Consider the following 18,257-nt stretch of genomic DNA (forward strand, 5'->3'; position numbering starts at 1 on the left):
GGAAGGATACGGGAGGCGGACAGGCGGTTATCAGCCCTGGAGGGCGAGAAGGCGCAGGGGGCGGTCCCCACGGACGCGGAGGCCGACGACGGTTTCGTAATCCCAGTGGCCGGAGGTGATGAGGTTGTTCCAGCCGGTAGGGAGCATCCTGTCGTTGCGGTCCAGCTTGTCCCAGCGCACACCGTCGCAGGAGACTTCCACGCCGTCCACCAGCGTTTCCCCGGCCAGGCAGACCTGGACGGTGGCGACGGGGGCTTTCTGCACTTTGGCCTCTACGGAGGTAAGGGCGTTGGTGACGAGGGTGGAGGTGTAGTCCTCCCGGTCATGGTCCACATATACGTCATCGTCCCGGATGACTTCGAGATACCGCCCCTCTTCCCGGTCTACGGCCAGGAAGAGGGAGTCGCTGTCCGTACCGTTGGGGAGAGAGACGACGGAGGTGATTTTCCCCGCAGTCTCATACCTGTGCCAGCAGTGGACTTCGTGCATGGAGTTGTAGGTCATCAGGGCCAGCGTCCCGTCTTTCAAAGTGAAGACGGCGCGGGCTTCCGGCTTGCGCAGGATGGTTCCCCCGGTGACGCCGCCGCCCTGCGCGAGGATGTGATCGGCAAAGACGGTGAGATCCCGCGAGACGTAGGAGTCTGACTGGAAATCATAGCCGTATTGATACAGGCGGCCTCCTCCGCGTTCGCAGTAGAGGACTTTGTCCACGGCCATGATGGCCGGAACAGGGGCGCTGCCGACGTAACCGTGGTTTTCCACCCGGACGGTAGCGTGCGTCAGGGAGGCGGCGTTGCCCGAAGAGATGATGTATTCCGCGTCCGCCGTGCCCAGCAGCAGGCGGAAGGAGTGGGCCATGAGCCAGCAGATACCGTTCTGGGAGGTGGTGGAGAGGGTGAGGGCCAGGGCGCTGTCATCCTGCGTGCCGGTGTCAAAGTTGTTGAGGTCGTCCGTTTTTGACATCCAGAGGGATTGCGGCTGGGCGGCGGTGGAAGCGAAGACGAGCCGCTGGCCGAAGATTTCCGCGAGGATGGGGTAGCCGTAGGCGGGGCGGAAAGCGCACCAGCTCCAGTCGATCACCTCCCTCCGCCCGGTGAAGCCGTTCTTGATGGGGCTGACGTACTGCCAGCCGGAGGTGACGGGAACGTCCGTGTCTTCGTCCATAGTTTCCGTGTATTTCAGAAGCATGTCGTGCTTGTAGGAGGAGACGACGAGCTTGTTGGAGCAGGTGTCGTCCGGGAACCCGTTTTCCAGGGAGTCATCCACGTATTTGCTGCGGGTTAGGAAGAGGCGCACATGGCATTCCTCCCCGGATTCCGTACCGGTGATGAGCGTATTGCTGGCAGCGCCCAGGCGGGAGAAGGAGGAGCCGCGCGTTTCCCATTCCCGGTCCAGGCCGGGGCCGTCATAGGAACGGCGGACCTCGTAGGAGCCGTACCAGCCGCCGGAACAGTAGAATTCCCAGTTGCCCTTGCACGGCAGGGCATCCCCGATGGGTAGGCCCCTGACGAAGTGGCCGGGGTAGTCGGCAGGTGAAACGGCCCCTTCCACGTAGTCGTCCGCACCGGAGAAGGCGCGGATGCAGGTGAAGTATTCCCAGTAGCCGGATTTGAGGACGAGTTTTTCGTTCTTGGTGTAGTTGCGTTCCGAGAGGCCGGAGATGGGGGTAAGGGAATCGAATCCGTCCGTGCTTTCCGCTTTCAAAAAGTTGTCCGGGTAGTTTTCCGGAGCGTTGAGTCCATTAATGAAGCTGCCCGCCTCCAGGTCCTTGATGCAGACGTAGTAGGCTAAACTGGAGTCTCCTCGCAGGGCGAGCCTGGCGCCGGAGGCGAAGGAGGAGGTAGGGGAGAGGAGTTCCGTTTTGCGGACTCCGGCCAGCAGGGAGGAACGGTAGGAGAAGGCTTCCTGTTGTTCTGTGTAGAAGGAGGCGCGCAGGATGTCTCCGCTTTCCATGGAGCGTTCCGCGTCCGGGAGGGAGTCCGGCAGGACGACGGAATAGGAGCCGTCCGCCTGGGTGAGGATGAGAACGGGATCATCCCGGTAGCCGGTGTGCCGCCAGGGGTGGGCCTTGAAGGAGAAGGGCTCAAACTTCCATTGGCTGTTTTCCCGTTTCAGGACATGCGGAGGGCATGCCGGATGGGTGAAGAGGAGGAGGTTGTTGACCTGCTTCCAGCGCAGGGATTCCACCTCTCCGAATTCAGCGTCAAACCGGGCCAGTTCCTCGCCGGAGTCCGGAGAGAGGACGCGCAGGGCATCCCCTGAGACTTCAATGAGGAAGCGTTCGTTGCCGGAGTTGGAGTAGATGTAGGGGGCGAGGCGGGAATGTTCCCAGGCCTCCGCGAAGGGAAGCATGCCCCTGCGGCGTCGGATGCCTCCCATCTGGGAAACGTCCCAGTTGATGAGGGTGGAGGCGCCCCGGTGGAAGGCGTCCAGATCGGAGCGCTGGAGGAGTTCCGGGGAGAGTTCCCCGGCGTTGAAGGAGATGCGTTTCATCCCCCCAGCATGGGGGCTGCCTAGTTCCGGGGGGAGGGGTCATGTCATGCAGGGGGTGGTGTGCGTGATGTGAAGGGGGGAAGAGAAGAGTTAACGGAATTAGAATTTTTGGGTTTGATTCCGGTAGTTTTTACTTGATGAATACTGAGACTGTTATACGCTCAAGGATATGAGCGTAAGCCATGTTGAGAATAATAGTTAGGTTCTCGGCTGTCGCTCAATAAACGATAACTGTTGATTATGAATACTATGAAAGCTTCCTATACTATAAGAGTTCTTTCTGGCAGTAAAGACTTGGATTTCAATAAAGCTCTTCATATTTATACGGAGAGTATAGATATGAGAATACTAACATCACCTCGTGAAATTACGTATTGGATCGATAATTATAATAATAAAAGTAAAAATAAATTTATAATATTTGCTTTATACTTAAATAATGAATTAATAGGTTATTCGCAAGTTGTTTATTTTTCAAAATGTAGATTTATTTTTATTGATTACATTGCGATAATGAAAGATTATAGAGGGAGAGCTTTTTATGAATTTGTTCATCAAATAAGGGACTATTTTATTATAAATGATGACTATGAGATATCTTATTTCATCGCCGAAATTCCTATATTCAACGATAGCTGTTATGGAAATTCATTACTAAGATTAGTTAAAGAATTAGGTTTTTGTATAGTAAAAATTCCTTATAAGCAACCCGAGTTAGGAATTAATAACCGTGAAACTGAATTAGATAGTTTTCTCGTATTATGCCCAAATAATGCTACTATTAATTCTATATCAGTTGAATCTATCAAATGTATACTTGATACAATATTTTTTGATCATTATGCATTTTGGTACAAAGATTTTTTAAAAGAAGATCAATATAATGAATATTTTCAATATTTGTGTAAAGAGCGTGATAATCTAAGTACTTTTTTAAAAGGTAAAGAAAAAATTGATTTGGATGGAAGCTCCTCTTCTTTTATCTCGTTAGGAGATGGAGTGCTTCCTGCATTGCCACAAAAAAGCACGATAATCATATCATTTGTTGTTTATATTTTTAGTGCTGTGTCATTAATATTAATGGATTCTAACTTTTTTGGAAATAATCACCATGTTGGTATTCTTGTTATCATTATAATGCCTATTTTGCTTGCTCTCTTTACTTATATTACAATTGGGTGTCTCATGCGTGATCAAACAATATTTTCTACTATTCCTGCATTATTTAAAGAGATTAAACACTGGAAGCTAAAAGAATAATATTGCAAGCATATTTTCTAATAAATGGAATATGCTTAGCTATATTATCAACTTTAGAAAATTTACTTGAAAAATTACTTTTTTTAGTAAAAAAGTAAATTAATGGAGTTAGTATATGAAAATATGTTTTATTTAATATATTGAAATTGTTTTCTTTCAATATATTATTTATATATGATTCAGAATATACCCATATTTTTTCTTCTTCATTTTGATAAAAACTGGATACTACAGTGGCACTTTGAGCATAATATTTTGAGAATAAAAATTCAAATGATCTGCTTGATTCAAATTCAAGTATAAAAATTCCATTTTTATTACATAACCTCTTTGCCTCTTTTATGACCAATGATGGATCACAGTAATTAACGACACTTCCAACACATAAAATTACATCAAATTTACGATTGTTTATATTTATTTTTTGAATATCGGATACTAAATAATTTTTACATGCCTTTATTTTATCTTCAGCAATATCGACATGCATAACATTATTTTCATTGAAACAATGATTATTACCGCCAGAACCTAAATTTAATATGCTTTTTCTATTTTTCAGATAATTTTTTGAAGCATCATTAATAAATTTTTCAATGCAGGAATGAGTATATTTATGCCACAAATCACTATCAGGCCATATCTCTTTAATATTATTATATCTATTTTTTGTATTATTTAGAGATAGAGGGTCGTTGTTTTTCATACTATAATCAACAGTTATCTTCCCTTCAAAAGGAGACATCTAAATTTCGCCTGGGATGGTAATCCCTCAAAATTTCTTTTTGTCGAGTGGAACTGACATGCGTATAAATCTGGGTTGTAGACAGAGAACTATGCCCCAGAATCGTTTGAATATATTTAATATCTACCCCTTCTTCCAGTAAAAGTGTGGCAAATGTATGTCGAAATGTATGTGGAGTTATATGTTTATTGATACCTGCTTTATCTGCAAGTTTCTTTACCAGCACTCTGACCGATTGAGGAGAAATTCCGCCATTTAATCTGTTTACAAAGAAATTTATATTTTTGGAATACTTTTCAGGCAGTTTTTGAAACTGTTCTCTATATTCACTGAGAGCCTCCAGAATAGCAGGTTGACAGATCTGAACGATGCGTTCCTTGCTGCCTTTTCCGTACACTTTGACAAAACAACTTTTTAAATCGACATCCGTTACAGATAAAGAACACAATTCTGAAACACGCAGGCCTGTTCCGAATAGTAATTCCACGATAGCAATATGCCTCAATATCTCGAAATATTTGTAGTCTTCCTTCCTTCTACATAATTTTTTTTCCTGATACAGCTCCCTTAACAGAGAAGCAACTTCGTCTGCATTCATGACATCAGGTAGCAAGAATGGAACTTTAATCTGAATTCGAAGCCTTCTCATCGGATTATAGAAACTCTCATCTTCCATTTCGACAAAGTTGAGCATTGCCTTAACGGATGCCATTTTTCTTTTGATAGTTTTGGGCTGGAACTCCGATAGTGATTTCAAATAGTGCTTCATGGAATCAGGTCTGATTTTGCGTAAATCTTTTATGTTTAATGATTCGTTCATATAATTTTTAAATTGCTCCAAATCAGTGGAATAGGCTTTAATTGTTTTCTCATTGAGATTTTTTTCATAGCGGCAGTGGAACAGAAACCGTTCCGTGGTTGTTGCTAAATGCAGGATTGGTGAAGGATGTTTCATCATCATGATTGGGGTTGGTTGAACGAGGGAATAATAGAGGAACACACTTTTCCTCTTTTCATTTCTCTTGCCTCCATATGACAAATAACAGTGGCATTCCGCAAGCACCTACCCCTCATTCCGCGAGCAGTTCCCGTTTTTCAGAAACCATGGAATATCAAAAACCATGGAACTCACACCTGACATCACCAAGATGTTCCGCACCAAGCAGGAGACATTGTGGAATACAGTCATCCAGCAGGATATGGAACTCATCAAGCCCTTCGTCACCCTCCATCCCAACTGCCGGGGCAAGAGCGTGGAACTGCCCTTCCACGGCAAGACGAAGATGAAGGAATATACGGGGCGCCTCTTAAAGATCGAATGGAGCGAAATGGATTTTGGCAAGCGGCACATCAAGCCGCGCAAGTTTTACGATTCCATTCCTCTCTCCGAGGACGACAAGCTGGAAATGGACACGCTGGACCTGCGGGCCGCGGAAGTGATGGGTGAGCAGCGCAACGCCCTCTCCCGGATGCACGACGAGGTGATTCTGGGCGTGACGGAGGACACGGACAACACCTATCGCATCCGCACCCAGGAGGACGGCATTTGCGGCGGAATTTTTGGAATTAATTATACGGGAGACGACGGTTCTACGGTGGAGGCCATTGACACGTCGGAAAATTCTTTCCAGGTGATCCCGGTGGATTTTGTCGCCAAAGGCACCAAAACAGTTGCGGGCATGATCATCGACAAGATTGCCGAACTGAAGTGCCGCTACCAGATCATCAACGCCTGGCGCGCCGGAAAGGGGGACGACATTGTGGTGGCTATTTCCCCCAAGCAGCACATGGATATGTTGCTCATGGAACAAACGCAAAACAGGAACTACGGCTTTTCCTCCCTGACTAATGGGGAAGTCAACGAGTTTTTAAAAGTGAAATTCCTGGTGACCAACATGCTGCCCATTGATGAGCAGGGCAACCGGCTTTGTTGCGCGTGGCTGCGCTCGCGCGTCAAGTTTGGGGTGTGGCGGGACGCGCAGTTCCGCGTGGAAGCCCGTTCCGAATACGTGGACGTGCGCGAACAGATCACCGTGAAAGCTGCCCTGGGCGCCACGCGCCTGGACAACAAGACCGTCTTCCTGATGCCCTGCAAAGAGGCATAGGTATAAATGTGCGATAGCATAACGTGTCCGGATGTTTGCCTGTAAAGTAAAGATCATCAATTATTCAGACAATACAAAAAATCCATTATTTTACAAAATATCCAACGTTATGCTATCACACCCCATGAATTGCCGAGGGAGATAACCCACTGCACTTTTTTTTCTGTTTATTTCTCCCGGAAAGGTCCCTGGCAGCCGCCAGCCTTCCGGGCATTTTCCAGGGCGGCTGCACCATCATATCAACATCAACAAATTAAATTAAAATCATGAAAACAAATAATTCCATGAACATTCAGAACGGAGTTTCCTCCGTTCCCGTCTACCAGAGGTGGTATTCCAGCCCCAAAATGGTTCAAGTAGCCCGTGGAAGAGCCATGGTTCTGAATGAGGAACCTGAACCGGAACCTGAACCCTGGCATGTTGTCTGGAATAAAAGCTTTTCAGACAGTTACTACAAAGGGAAGCCCTCTACCAGTGGAGACCACATGGAGACAGCCGAAAAATCCTTTACCGTACCGTCGGCTCCCACTCCACAACCGACAGAAGAAGACCCCACCCCCACTCCCCCCGAACCATTGGAAGCGACGTGCAACATGACCCTTACCGTGGATGACTGGGGCAAAATGTCCGTGGGACAATCCAGCACGGTTGCCCAGGAAATCGACATGACTTCGGGAGGAGAAGGCCCGCAGGGAGGGCATGCCAAATGGACCAAGGAAAGCGGTGAGTTCACCTTGAAATCCGGTGAATACACCCTGCATGTGGAACAGAGTAATATCGACTATGATCCTCCGGAAAATAATATTTCCGTATGTGATTACGAATTTGAAGCCCACATCGACAAGGAAGGTCCCGCTACCGCAGGCGGCAAGAAAAAGCCAACCTGCGATTGTTGCAATTTTGATGGTCAAGGAGGGGGCTGTCCTCCGCCCCCGGCAGGAAGATCAAGAAGCGCGGCCCCCGTTTTTGGAAACACTTCCTCCGGAGGTGAAAACGCACAGGCAATCAGCGACGCTTCCCTGATGTACTGGGGGGCGGACTTCGGCCATTTCCGCGGGCTGGGCGGCATTCCCACCGGCTCCATTGAGTTGCTGGCGACCGATTCCACCGATGGGCTGAACCATCCCCATGCCCTCTGCTACGACTCCATGTTGGCAAGCTTCCTGGATATTCCGGAAGTCGGCATTGTGGCTGGAGGCACGTTTGATATTGTCACGGGAGCCGGGCGTGTTTGCGTTCAATGTGAAGTGGACAGGGAAACGCTGACGATCGTCGGCGAGTTTACGTCCTCCGGGAACCGTGCCTTCTTCACAACGGTGGACGGTGTTTTGTGCGTCCAGTGGATGAAGACGGACAAGAGCGTTGCCGTGTATAACGCCAGAACCGGAGCCCTTGTTTCCTACACGACCAGGTGGGGCAATATTTACACAGCCGAGCAGATTGGCGCCTATCTGCGCGTCAACAGGGACAGTGCAGGAGACCTCCTCCAGGTATGGAACCTCTGGGACGGCCTGCTCAACATTGAAGCCGTCACGGCTGACGGCTATACGATTGCCCTTTACACTCCCTCCCAGATTACCGGGCAGGATGAACAGGGGCTTTACACTGTTACGGGAGAACCGTTCAAGAAGTTCGTGATGGCCGGAGATGCCGCCACGGGCCGTTTCTCCGTCACCGAACAGACGCCGGGAAGGCTGGATTTCAAAACGGAATGGTGGCTTAACGGCAAAGCCTGGAACATGGCGCAGGGAACGGATGCTGAAGCCATCGTGACCCGCCGCACGCGGACGGAACTGGAGAAAGATACCTGGCAGCTCGTTACGGCGGTTTCCAGGGGAGAAGACGGAGCTGCCGCCTCCCATGTCTGCGAAGTGTACCAGACGACGGCTTATGGCGACCTGCTTCTTACCAAAGTGGATGGCTATGGCAGCGATCTTGCACAGACGACCACCTATGAATACGACTACTACGGCAGGAAGAAGAAGGAAACGCGTCCGGATGGAGGCGTATGGGAATGGTCCTACGACATGCTGGGACGCCTGACGCTGGAAAGGCAGCCCTGGTGCGGCGGCAAATCCCAGGACACGACATACCGGTATGTGACCGGGGATGGAGACAGCGAGGTAAGCAGCGATGTTGCCGAAGAACGCCGCCTCATGCGCGACGGTTCCAATAACCCCATTGAATTGTGGAAGAAAACCTACACGTACAGCCAAGCCGATCATGTCAGGCGCGTGGAAATCCGCACGACCGCTCTTGAGACGGAGACCGTCCAGCTCGAAGTGCAGGAAACGTGGCTGGGGAGCGCTCCCAACAGCTACGCGCAGGGCCGCACCAAGATGACCCAGGCCGTCAATGGCGTGCAGACCCATTATGAATATGCCGCCACGACGCAGCATGGAGCCGCTTATACGGAAACGCAGGAAACCCGCGTCAACGGAGAAGTGGTTCCGGGATTGAGCGTCAAAAAGGTCTCCTTCATTACCCCCCAGGGCAATACGGTGAGGGAAGAAAGTCATGTACTGCTTTCCGACAATACCTGGACGCTTACGGACAGCGCGGACTATGAATTTGACACAATGAACCGCTGGACGAAGCGCACCCGTGGCAACGGGCGCGTCTCCGAACAGGAATCCATCTGCGACGGACGCATCCTTTGGGAAAAGGATGAAGACGGCGTGCGGACAGACTACGGTTACGACAGTGCGAGGCTGCTGGTTGAGACGATCCGTTCCTCCACAGCGACAACTCCGGAAACCATCGTCAGTTACACGAAGGATGCCCTGGACCGGACCACTGCGACCCGGACCGACACCGGAGCCATGAGTGTCACCACGGAAACGGCCTACGACCTGCTGGGACGCATCACCAGCGAGACAGACTCTCTGGGACGGATAACCACTCACAGCTACAGCGCGAACGGCCTGACGGAAACCGTCACGACTCCCATGGGAGGAACGCTCATCACCCAGCGCCATGCGGATGGAACGATCCTGCGCCAGCACGGGACGGGCCAGCAGGACCTCAAGTTTGAAACCGATATGGCAAGTGACGGCCTCCGCGTGACAACGACCGTTCTCAACGGGACGGCGCGCGTTGTCCGGGGACGCGTCATTACGGACGGCTTCGGCCAGCAAATCCGTGTGGCAACGGTGCATACGAGGAATGGCAGCAATTACCGCCATCTGACTTACAACGCCAAAGGCCAGCTTGTCCGCGACCAGCTTGAAACACTGGCTCCCACCCTGTATGAATATGATTCCTTTGGCAACAAGACGAAGGAAACCGTGGCTCTTTCCGATGAACCGACCACGCTCAATTCACGGGTTATGGAATATGCCTACACCCGTGAACAACGGGAAGAGGGCGTCTACGGACTTGTCACGACGACGGAATACGCAGCGGAAGGCACGCCCATTGTCCGGAAGGAAGCCACGCTGGTTTCTTCACTGAACCCCGTGCTGAAAAGCAAGGTGGTTACGACGGACGCCAGGGGGCATGACAGCGCCGATTGGACGGAATACGGGGAACCTGCCGCCAGGGTACGGAAAGTGACCCAGCCCGGAGTATCGGATGCCGCCGTGATTCATACCGTGGACGGTTTTACCACCACGGTGACCGATTATGCAGGAATCTCCACCAGCCAGAGCCGCGCCTATACGGCTCAAGGCATGACGATGGCCTATACGGACAGCTGCGGCAATACCACGACGGAAGTGTACGATACAGCCCTGCGCCTCCTTTCTGTGACGGATGCCGCGGAAAACAGCACATCCTATGCCTACGGGCAGCCGCTGGACCAGCCTACCTGCATCACCGACGCCATGGGCAAGACGGCCTGTTATGCCTATGACGCCAGGGGACGCAAGGAGGCCGAATGGGGAACGGCGATTCAGCCAGCCGTGTTCTCTTACAACGATGCGGACCAGATCACCGGCCTGACGACGTTCCGCGGTTCCTCGGAAGCCATCACGACTGATCCGCGAGAACGAACGGATGGAGACATGACTGCATGGAATTATAACGCCGCTACGGGATTGCCTACCCGAAAGACCTATGCAGACAACACCCATAAGGACATCAGTTACGATACGCTCAACCGCGTTTCCACCTTTACGAACGGAAGAGGAAATGTCATGACGTTCAGCTATGACGCCCTGACCGGGCTGCTGACAGGCGAGACTTATGGCGACGGCACTCCCTCCATCACGGCGGCCTATAACCATCTGGGCCAGCTCACCGGCATTACCGATGCCAGCGGGACGCGCAGCTTCACCTACAACCAGTACGGGGAAGTGGAAGGGGAAAGCACGCTGGGACTTGTAGAAAGTTCCCTGGCGGTAGTGAAGGACGCCTACGGGCGAGCTTCAGGCTACAGCCTGCAATACGGAGGCAGTACTGTTCTGCAAACGGGCTGGGGGTATGATTCCGCAGGAAGGCCTTCCACGGTTTCCCTCAACGCGGTGGCCACTCCGTTTACCTATGGCTACAATGCCGCCAACGGATTGCTGGAGACGCTGAACTATCCCAATACGTTGAAAAGACAGTACACGCTGGAAGAGAAGCGGGACCTGGTGGTCAAGATGGACTACCTGCGCCCAGGAAGCCAGAACTACCCGGCCAAGGTGGATTACACGTATGACGCCCTGGGACGCCCGGCGACGAAGAAGGATTATTTCAATACTCCTACTCCGGATCTTGTTCATACCTACACGTACAATGACCGCAGTGAAGTAATTGCCGACGCCCTAAGCCGGGGCGGAACATACACTTTTGCCTACGACAACGGAGGCAATCGGACAAATTCGCTGAAAGCGTCCGGACAGCGCAGTTACGCGAGTAATATGCTTAACCAGTATTCCTCCATTTGCGATGATGACGGCACGACGGTTTTCATGCTCTATGACGAGGATGGCAACCAGACAGCCATTCTCACGTCCACTGGAGAATGGATGGTTTCATACAACGCCCTGAACCAGGCAACCACCTTCACCCAGGGGAGCAAACGCATTGAATGTGTGTACGACTACCTGAACCGGCGTGTGGAAAAGACTGTCTACGACGGGGAAACGCTGGTGTCCAGGAAGCGGTTCATTTACCTGGGCTATTTGCAGGTAGCGGAACTGGACGCCACAAATGAGACGGAGACGGCCTCCCCCATCCTGCGCAAGACCTATCTGTGGGACCCGGTGGAGTCCGTAGCGACTCGCATCCTTGCCATGAGTGTCTTTGACGAAGCCGGTGTTTATCAGGAAGACCTGTACTACACGCACGACTTGCTCAAGAACACGACGGCCTTGTTTGGCATCCAGGGAGGAAGGCGCGCCCTGTATGAATACGGACCCTATGGAGACATCATCAAGATGGAAGGAAACGCGGCGGAGATCAATCCGTTCCGCTTCTCCAGCGAATATCTGGATGACGACCTTGGGCTGGTTTACTACAATTACCGCTACTACAACGTACTTGATGGACGCTGGATCAATCGCGATCCGATGGCGGAAAATGCCGGGTTCAATCTCTACTGCTTTGTAAGTAATAAGTTGTCGATAGATTATCTTGGATTAATTGAGCTTGATAATGTCTTGAAGCAACTTAAAGAAAGACTGGAGAAGAAGGCTCGGGCAGAAGCCCAGCAGAGATGTATTGCATTTTGTAAAAAGCATGCTCCCAAAGGAACTCCGGATGAAGTTTGTACCCAAATCGGCAAAGATCTGGAAAAGAAACTGGAAGAAATTGCCATGATGATCGCCAAAAAGGCGGAAGATAGTTTGGGGAAGACTACTTCAAAAACTGGAGGAACAGATAAGGGAAAAGGTGGCGGTGATGACTCTGGAGACCAAGGGACTAAAATTAGTTTCACTGGCACTTTTACACAGCCTATCGGAAATTCTGGATGGGGGGGATCTGCAACTGGTACCGTGAACATAGGTTCAAACGGGATTACGACAGGTGGAAATATCAGCCCAGTCCAAGGAACCATCCCAAGCGTTAGTTTCGGGGCAAGTGCCAGTGGTTCTTTTGGCAGTAGAGGTGGTTCATGGAGGGTTGGTGGAAATGTTAATATTCCAACTAATGGAGGACATGTAGGATATACGTTTTTTGGAGGGATAAGTATTCCTTTGTAAAAAAATATTTGATATTTTGGTGTTGTGATATATATGTATATCGTAATGTCAAATTATCCTGATGCTATTCCATTTCTTAATCTCCCTTCTCTGTTGAAGCGAAGGGAGATTAAATTTTATATATATAACATATTTGCATGTCTTTTTTTGACTTCGGTTGCATATCCTTCCCAGGAAGCGGCTCTTCCTTCTGCCATGTCTCAGTCATCTTCTTGTTCTAGTATTGCGCAGATAGATTCAATAAAAAAGTCGGCTCAACAGGGAGATGCTAAAGCCCAGTGTAATCTTGGAATCATGTATTCACAGGGACAGGGGATTGCAAAAGATGATAGGGAAGCATTCAAGTGGCTTTCAAAAGCTGCGGAGCAACAATATGCTCCGGCTCAACTTGAGCTTGGCGTGTTGTATTCTCAAGGTCGAGGGATTAAAGAAGACTTGAAAAAAGCATTTGAACTGTTTTTTTCTGCGGCCCACCAACAATGTGCTCCGGCTCAGTACAATCTGGGCGCTTTTTATGAAAAAGGAACAGGAGTGGAGCAAAATTGGAAAGAAGCCGTGAAATGGTATACCGCTGCGGCCCAGCAGCAGTTTGCTCCAGCGCAACACAATCTTGGAGTATTGTATGCGCAAGGTCAGGGCGTTGAACAGGATTGGCTGGAAGCTTTCAAGTTGTTTTCTGTTGCGGCTAGGCAACAATATGCTCCGTCCCAAAATAATCTGGGTACTTTGTATGTCCAGGGAAAAGGAGTTGAAAAAGATTTAAAAGAAGCGGTCAAATGGTTTTCCCTTGCGGCTCAACAGGGATTCGCTGATGCCCAAAATAACTTGGGAATGTTGTATTTTCAAGGAAATGGTATTCCCCAAAACGCTCAGGAGGCTGTGAAATGGTTTTCTGCCGCGGCTCAACAAGGGCATGTGGATGCTCAATATAACCTGGCATGGATGTACCAGGAAGGCTCCGGAGTAGAACAGAATGATCAGGAGGCATTCAGATGGTATGGAAGGGCGGCCAGATCAGGGAATGCTAACGCGCAATTTCGATTGGGTGTGCTTTATCAACTAGGAAGGGGAACGGAAGAAAATGAGGCAGAAGCCCGGAAGTGGTTGGAAAAAGCGGCCCAGCAAGGGCATGAGCAAGCCCGGGATTTGCTTAAACTACTTGATAACCCTTTGTAGAGATAATTTTACATAAGCGTCGAATTAGAATATCAATGAGGAATCGGTATCATTTTCATGGTGGATTTTCTTGGAATAAATCAGTAGGATTAGGGACTGTTTCCCTGTCTCTCCATGAATACGCCTCTTCATTGCCTGCTGCTCCAGGCGCCGGGAGAACTCCTGGAAGGTGAAAAAGACTTCCTCCGGCTGGGGTATGCCGTGGAAGCCTTTCCTTCCAGGCAAGACGCCTCCTGCCTGGATGATACGGAACCGGAAGAACTTCCGCTGCATGCCTATGCCCCCGACTGGCGCCATGGCGACCTGCCGGAGGTCCGCTCCCGCCGTGCCTCTCTGGCCCGGATGCTGGCCGATCCCCGCTGGCAAAAGGAGGATTTCCTCATCTTTGGAGAAAGTGACGCCATGCCGCTGGTGGAAGCTGCTACTCTGCGCGCCGCCCTGGAAAAGGAACTGAACGCTCATCCGGAGACACATCTCCTGCGCCTCTTCCATCACAAGGCCCATTCTCCCAACGATCCCCGGAAAGTGGTGGCATCCCTGCGTTTTTCCGCTTTTCAGCCCGGCAGGGAACGGAGCAAGGCCTCCCTCTACGTCTCCGGCCTGCACGCCTTCGTCGTTCCTTCCGTTCACCGGAAGAAGGTGGCGGATGTCCTTTGCAATACGCCGCTGCCTCCGGACCGCGCCCTGGAACTGGCCGCCGCCCGGGGAACGCTCAACATCCGGGTTGCGGAAAGCAACCTCTTTTACCAGAAGCCCAGGACGCAACGGGCTCAAGCTGTCTCTGAATCCGATACTCCGGAGAGCTCCATCGCCGTTTGCCTGGTCGTACGCCATCTGGAAAACCTGGACAGGCTGCTCTCCCTCTTCATGGCCCAGCCTTACGGAAACTGCCATGTCTTTGCCGCCGTCAAGGGAATGACGGCGGACAACTTCTCCTCCCTCGTCCTGCCGCGCTATGAACACTGGATCAGGCAGGGGCGCGTCACGCTCCGGCATTATCCGGGCAAGAACCAGGTTTCCGATCTGATTGACACGATAAGAGGAGTGGAACTTTCACCGTACGACCTGTTTGTCTTTCCCAGGGAAGAACTGCTGTGCCCTTCCGGACTTCTGGAACGCATCAACCGATTGCATGCCCGGCTCTCCCCGCATCACTGTTCCTGTGAACGGGGGGAATGCCGTATGTTGACGACGCGCAACGGCGTCCAGTACGCGGAACCTCCCGCCAAACCCGCCAGGCCGCTCTTCTACACACTGACCAGGGAAGCGGCGGAATGTCTGATAGCGTGCGAACGGAACCCGGCGAAGATTGCCGGGCTTTACCCCGACCGCCAGGACCCGGAACACGGGGCCTACGGACACGATGCCGATGCCCTGATGATGCAGCTTGTCCGCCATTCCGGAGGCTGGAACCTTTCCGACATCGAAAAAGAGACATTTCTCATGGTACGTCCCTCTCCAGCGGTCAGCCTGAACAATCCCCTGGTGGAAATGGAGGAAAACCTGCATGAAGCCATCACGGACGATCCGGCCAGCGCCGAATACCTGGTGGAACTGGAACATCCGTACTGGACGGACAACTTCCGCATCCTGGGCGTGAACGGCTGCCGCGTGAAACTCCCGGAAAAAGCAACTGTCCTGCGCTTCACGGAGCGGGAGCTTGTCCTGCAATGGGAGCGATGGGGAAGGGAACAATTCATCCGTGACAAGGAGGAGGGGCCCTACCGCCTGCACCATACCGCTGCCCTGCGCAGGAAGGCGGCCTTCAATCCCGGCAGGAGGCAGGAATCCCTTGACCTGGTGGAGAGGGCTTTGGCCGATCCTCCGGTGCGCTGGGGCGTGTGTGCGGTGGCCTTGCCCAGGGAATCCTACTATTGGCTGCGCGACTGGATCGAATTCCACCTGCGGGCTGGAGCCTTCCGCGTCGTGATTTACGACAATACGGGCAGCACTGGGAGCCGCAGGGTTGATTCCGTCTTCCAGGCGGGCCAGTTGCAGCGCAGCGGAATAAGCAAGAGGGGAGAGGAATATGGAAGGCTGACGGCACATTTGAGTGACGAAGATATTAAAAACAAGCTCGACGGTCTGGCGGCCCGGTACGGCAGGGAGCGGGTGCGCATTGTGCCGTGGCAGCCGAGAGATCCGGAGACGGGGCAAATCATCCACGGCCAGGTGGAGGCTTATGAAGACTTCATCCGCCGCTGGAGGAAGGAACTGGACTGGTGCGCGTTCCTGGACGTGGACGAATACCTCTACTGCCGACCCAGAACGAGTGTCGGCGCCATTCTGGAACAGGTGGAGTCAAAAACGCCCGACGTGTCCCGGATCATGCTGAAAGCCTGGAAATTCCGCCGGAGATGGAGCAAGGACGGTCCGCGGGACATCCGCCGTGACACGGCGCACCTGCCGCAGGCGGACGGCGGGGAGAAGAATTTAGTGCGTTTACGCGACGTCAAGGCGGCGGACATCCACTGGTACTGGCAGATGAGGCATGGAACCCGGAGAGTAACCGCCGATCCGGAAGGGCTGGCCTTTTGCCATTACAACGCATCCGACAAGGAAATGGAGAAAGCCCTCCTCCAGCCCCAGATTCGACCCCGGGATTTTCTGACGGCGGAAGTGGATGAGCGTGCCGCCGTGGAGATGAAGTAAGGGAGGTTTCCCTCCCCCTCATTCCATGAGGGGGGGATTCATTCTGCGAACCCTTCCGTGTATGGCGGGGAGCACATAGAAATGCTCTCATGACCATGAAAACATTATCGGGAACTTTTATTGCCGCAGAAGATGTCATCGAAGAACTTCGCCAAATCCACCATTTGCTGGACCTCCTGTCCCAGCAGGGGGGAGGTTCCGGTGAGGTGGTGTGGGCCAGCCAGGCGACGCTCGCCAAGCGTTATGACATGTCCAAGTCCAACATGTGCCGCCTGTTGGCCGGTGGAATGGAAACGGGAAAGATCAGGACAAGACAGCCCAACGGGGGAGTGCGCAAGTACAATGTGGAAGATGTGGATGCCTATGTCCTGTCTGTTTCCTGTGACGTGGAATACCGCCTGCGCCGCTGAAGCCGGTTATGCCAGCGTCAGTTTTTCCATGGCTTCAGCTATCACTTCATCATCCGGGCGGAAGTAGATGCGTTCGATGATTTCACTGCCGTGTCCCACGATGACCCGGCACAAATCTGCCGGGACGCCCGCCAGGCGCAGGGCGGTGACGGCAGTAGCCCGCAGGCTGTGGAAGCTCAATGTGGAGAGTTGGCGGCGCATTCCAGGCAAGACGTTTTTTTCTGTTTCAATGAATCCGAATTTTTTCAACAGGATATTAAATTCAATAGAGAGCTTGCTGGAAGTGTTGTTTGCCTGGGCATGACGCATGGCCGCTACGGGGAACACGTAATCACTCATGCGGCAGGCAAGGCGTTTTTCAAGGACTTCTTTCAGTGGTGCAATAACGGGCTTGTTCATGCGCCGCTTGGTTTTCTGGGTGGTCATGGAGATCAGGCCTCCCTCTAGGTTGATCTGCTCCCATTTGAGGGTGGCAATGTCCCCCAAGCGCTGGCCTCCCGTATAGAGGCAGACGCGGATCATATCAGGCCATTCTCCGGGCAGAATTTCAGTAAGACGTTTGACTTCCTCCATGGTGAAAGCCCTCCGTTCCATGGTGTCACTTCTGTCTATTTTGGAAGGTTTGACGCCCTTGAAAGGATTATAGGGAAAGAGCCGGTTATTGACCGCCTGCTGGAAAGCAGTGCTCAATCCCTGCATATAGAGTCCGACGGTGCCGGAATGGAGGAGTTCCAGTTGCTGCTCCATGAACTTTCTTGCATGGGCTTCCGTGACTGCATCAAGAGGCATGTCCTGATCCGTTCCCAGGAAGTCGAGGAAGTTTCTGACTGCCTTGGCATAACGGTTGCTGGAACGGAGACTGGGGCGTTCTGAGAGCCATTTATTCAAATGTTCTCTGACGCTGGGCATGTATCTCTTATTGCGCAGGACGGACTTTGCATTATTTCCGGCGAGGGAAACAATGACTTCCACATTCAGGGTTGCTCCTTTTGCTTCTTTCTCCAGTTCTTCTGCAATGATGCGTGCTTGAAGTTCTGATTCCCTCATCACGGCATTTTTTGATTTGCCCGGAGGCACGGAGGGACAGACCTTGATGCCGGTGGTACGAACCTTGAGTTTGCCTCCAACCCGGAAGCAGGCGTACCATGTTTTCTGACGTTGTACGATTCCAGCCATAATTGTGGTGTATGTTTGAGTTTAGGTAACTGCTATACATCAGAGAGGAGATGTATAACAAAGTGCATAGCAGAACCATGCAATCAGGTGGAATACCTCACAAGCTGAAAAA

10 protein-coding genes are annotated in these 18,257 nt (G+C 51.6%); 6 read left to right on the forward strand and 4 right to left on the reverse strand.

Features of this window, described 5'->3' with window-relative positions; translation table 11 throughout:
* Positions 1-30: 30 nt before the first annotated feature.
* On the reverse strand, positions 31-2,493 hold the full coding sequence (locus BHW66_RS12655) for a hypothetical protein (RefSeq protein WP_286689089.1): 2,463 nt from the start codon (positions 2,491-2,493) through the stop codon (positions 31-33).
* 249 nt (positions 2,494-2,742) lie between these two features.
* Between BHW66_RS12655 and BHW66_RS12660 the strand changes: the two genes are divergently transcribed.
* On the forward strand, positions 2,743-3,753 hold the full coding sequence (locus BHW66_RS12660; protein WP_286689090.1) for a hypothetical protein: 1,011 nt from the start codon (positions 2,743-2,745) through the stop codon (positions 3,751-3,753).
* Here BHW66_RS12660 and BHW66_RS12665 read toward each other — a convergent pair.
* On the reverse strand, positions 3,728-4,459 hold the full coding sequence (locus BHW66_RS12665) for a methyltransferase domain-containing protein (protein ID WP_286689091.1): 732 nt from the start codon (positions 4,457-4,459) through the stop codon (positions 3,728-3,730). The genes BHW66_RS12660 and BHW66_RS12665 overlap by 26 nt on opposite strands.
* A gap of 25 nt (positions 4,460-4,484) precedes the next feature.
* Positions 4,485-5,459 (reverse strand): tyrosine-type recombinase/integrase, encoded by a 975-nt coding sequence (locus BHW66_RS12670; RefSeq protein WP_205575402.1) that lies wholly within the window; start codon positions 5,457-5,459, stop codon positions 4,485-4,487.
* Positions 5,460-5,619: 160 nt separating this feature from the next.
* Here BHW66_RS12670 and BHW66_RS12675 point away from each other — a divergent pair, with 160 nt between their 5' ends.
* From BHW66_RS12675 to BHW66_RS12695, 5 genes are all read left to right on the forward strand, one after another.
* Positions 5,620-6,603 carry a phage capsid protein gene (locus tag BHW66_RS12675; protein ID WP_215453566.1) on the forward strand — a complete coding sequence of 328 codons (984 nt, stop codon included), beginning with the start codon at positions 5,620-5,622 and terminating at the stop codon, positions 6,601-6,603.
* Between the two features lie 266 nt (positions 6,604-6,869).
* Positions 6,870-12,731, forward strand: coding sequence for an RHS repeat-associated core domain-containing protein (locus tag BHW66_RS12680; RefSeq protein WP_286689092.1), 5,862 nt, complete (start codon positions 6,870-6,872; stop codon positions 12,729-12,731).
* A gap of 33 nt (positions 12,732-12,764) precedes the next feature.
* Positions 12,765-13,907 carry an SEL1-like repeat protein gene (locus BHW66_RS12685; RefSeq protein WP_286689093.1) on the forward strand — a complete coding sequence of 381 codons (1,143 nt, stop codon included), beginning with the start codon at positions 12,765-12,767 and terminating at the stop codon, positions 13,905-13,907.
* A 114-nt stretch (positions 13,908-14,021) separates the two neighbouring features.
* Positions 14,022-16,559, forward strand: a complete 2,538-nt coding sequence (locus BHW66_RS12690) for a glycosyltransferase family 92 protein (protein ID WP_286689094.1) — start codon at positions 14,022-14,024, stop codon at positions 16,557-16,559.
* Between the two features lie 95 nt (positions 16,560-16,654).
* Entirely contained in the window at positions 16,655-16,969 is a 315-nt protein-coding gene (locus BHW66_RS12695) for a hypothetical protein (RefSeq protein ID WP_286689095.1), read from the forward strand.
* A gap of 6 nt (positions 16,970-16,975) precedes the next feature.
* Here the strand turns inward: BHW66_RS12695 and BHW66_RS12700 are convergent, their stop codons facing one another.
* The gene (locus BHW66_RS12700; protein ID WP_286689096.1) at positions 16,976-18,145 is read right to left on the reverse strand and encodes a tyrosine-type recombinase/integrase; all 1,170 of its coding nucleotides are present in this window, start codon (positions 18,143-18,145) and stop codon (positions 16,976-16,978) included.
* Positions 18,146-18,257 lie beyond the last annotated feature (112 nt).

The sequence above is a fragment of the Akkermansia sp. 54_46 genome (assembly GCF_001917295.1).
GTDB classification, from domain to species: Bacteria; Verrucomicrobiota; Verrucomicrobiia; order Verrucomicrobiales; family Akkermansiaceae; genus Akkermansia; species Akkermansia muciniphila.

Excerpts from the sequence above, each read along its gene's own strand:
- BHW66_RS12670 (WP_205575402.1), bottom strand. The coding sequence starts at position 5,459 with ATGATGATGAAACATCCTTCACCAATCCTGCATTTAGCAACAACCACG.
- BHW66_RS12675 (WP_215453566.1), top strand. The coding sequence starts at position 5,620 with ATGGAACTCACACCTGACATCACCAAGATGTTCCGCACCAAGCAGGAG.
- BHW66_RS12660 (WP_286689090.1), top strand. The coding sequence starts at position 2,743 with ATGAAAGCTTCCTATACTATAAGAGTTCTTTCTGGCAGTAAAGACTTG.
- BHW66_RS12685 (WP_286689093.1), top strand. The coding sequence starts at position 12,765 with ATGTATATCGTAATGTCAAATTATCCTGATGCTATTCCATTTCTTAAT.
- BHW66_RS12665 (WP_286689091.1), bottom strand. The coding sequence starts at position 4,459 with ATGAAAAACAACGACCCTCTATCTCTAAATAATACAAAAAATAGATAT.
- BHW66_RS12680 (WP_286689092.1), top strand. The coding sequence starts at position 6,870 with ATGAAAACAAATAATTCCATGAACATTCAGAACGGAGTTTCCTCCGTT.
- BHW66_RS12695 (WP_286689095.1), top strand. The coding sequence starts at position 16,655 with ATGAAAACATTATCGGGAACTTTTATTGCCGCAGAAGATGTCATCGAA.
- BHW66_RS12690 (WP_286689094.1), top strand. The coding sequence starts at position 14,022 with ATGAATACGCCTCTTCATTGCCTGCTGCTCCAGGCGCCGGGAGAACTC.
- BHW66_RS12655 (WP_286689089.1), bottom strand. The coding sequence starts at position 2,493 with ATGAAACGCATCTCCTTCAACGCCGGGGAACTCTCCCCGGAACTCCTC.
- BHW66_RS12700 (WP_286689096.1), bottom strand. The coding sequence starts at position 18,145 with ATGGCTGGAATCGTACAACGTCAGAAAACATGGTACGCCTGCTTCCGG.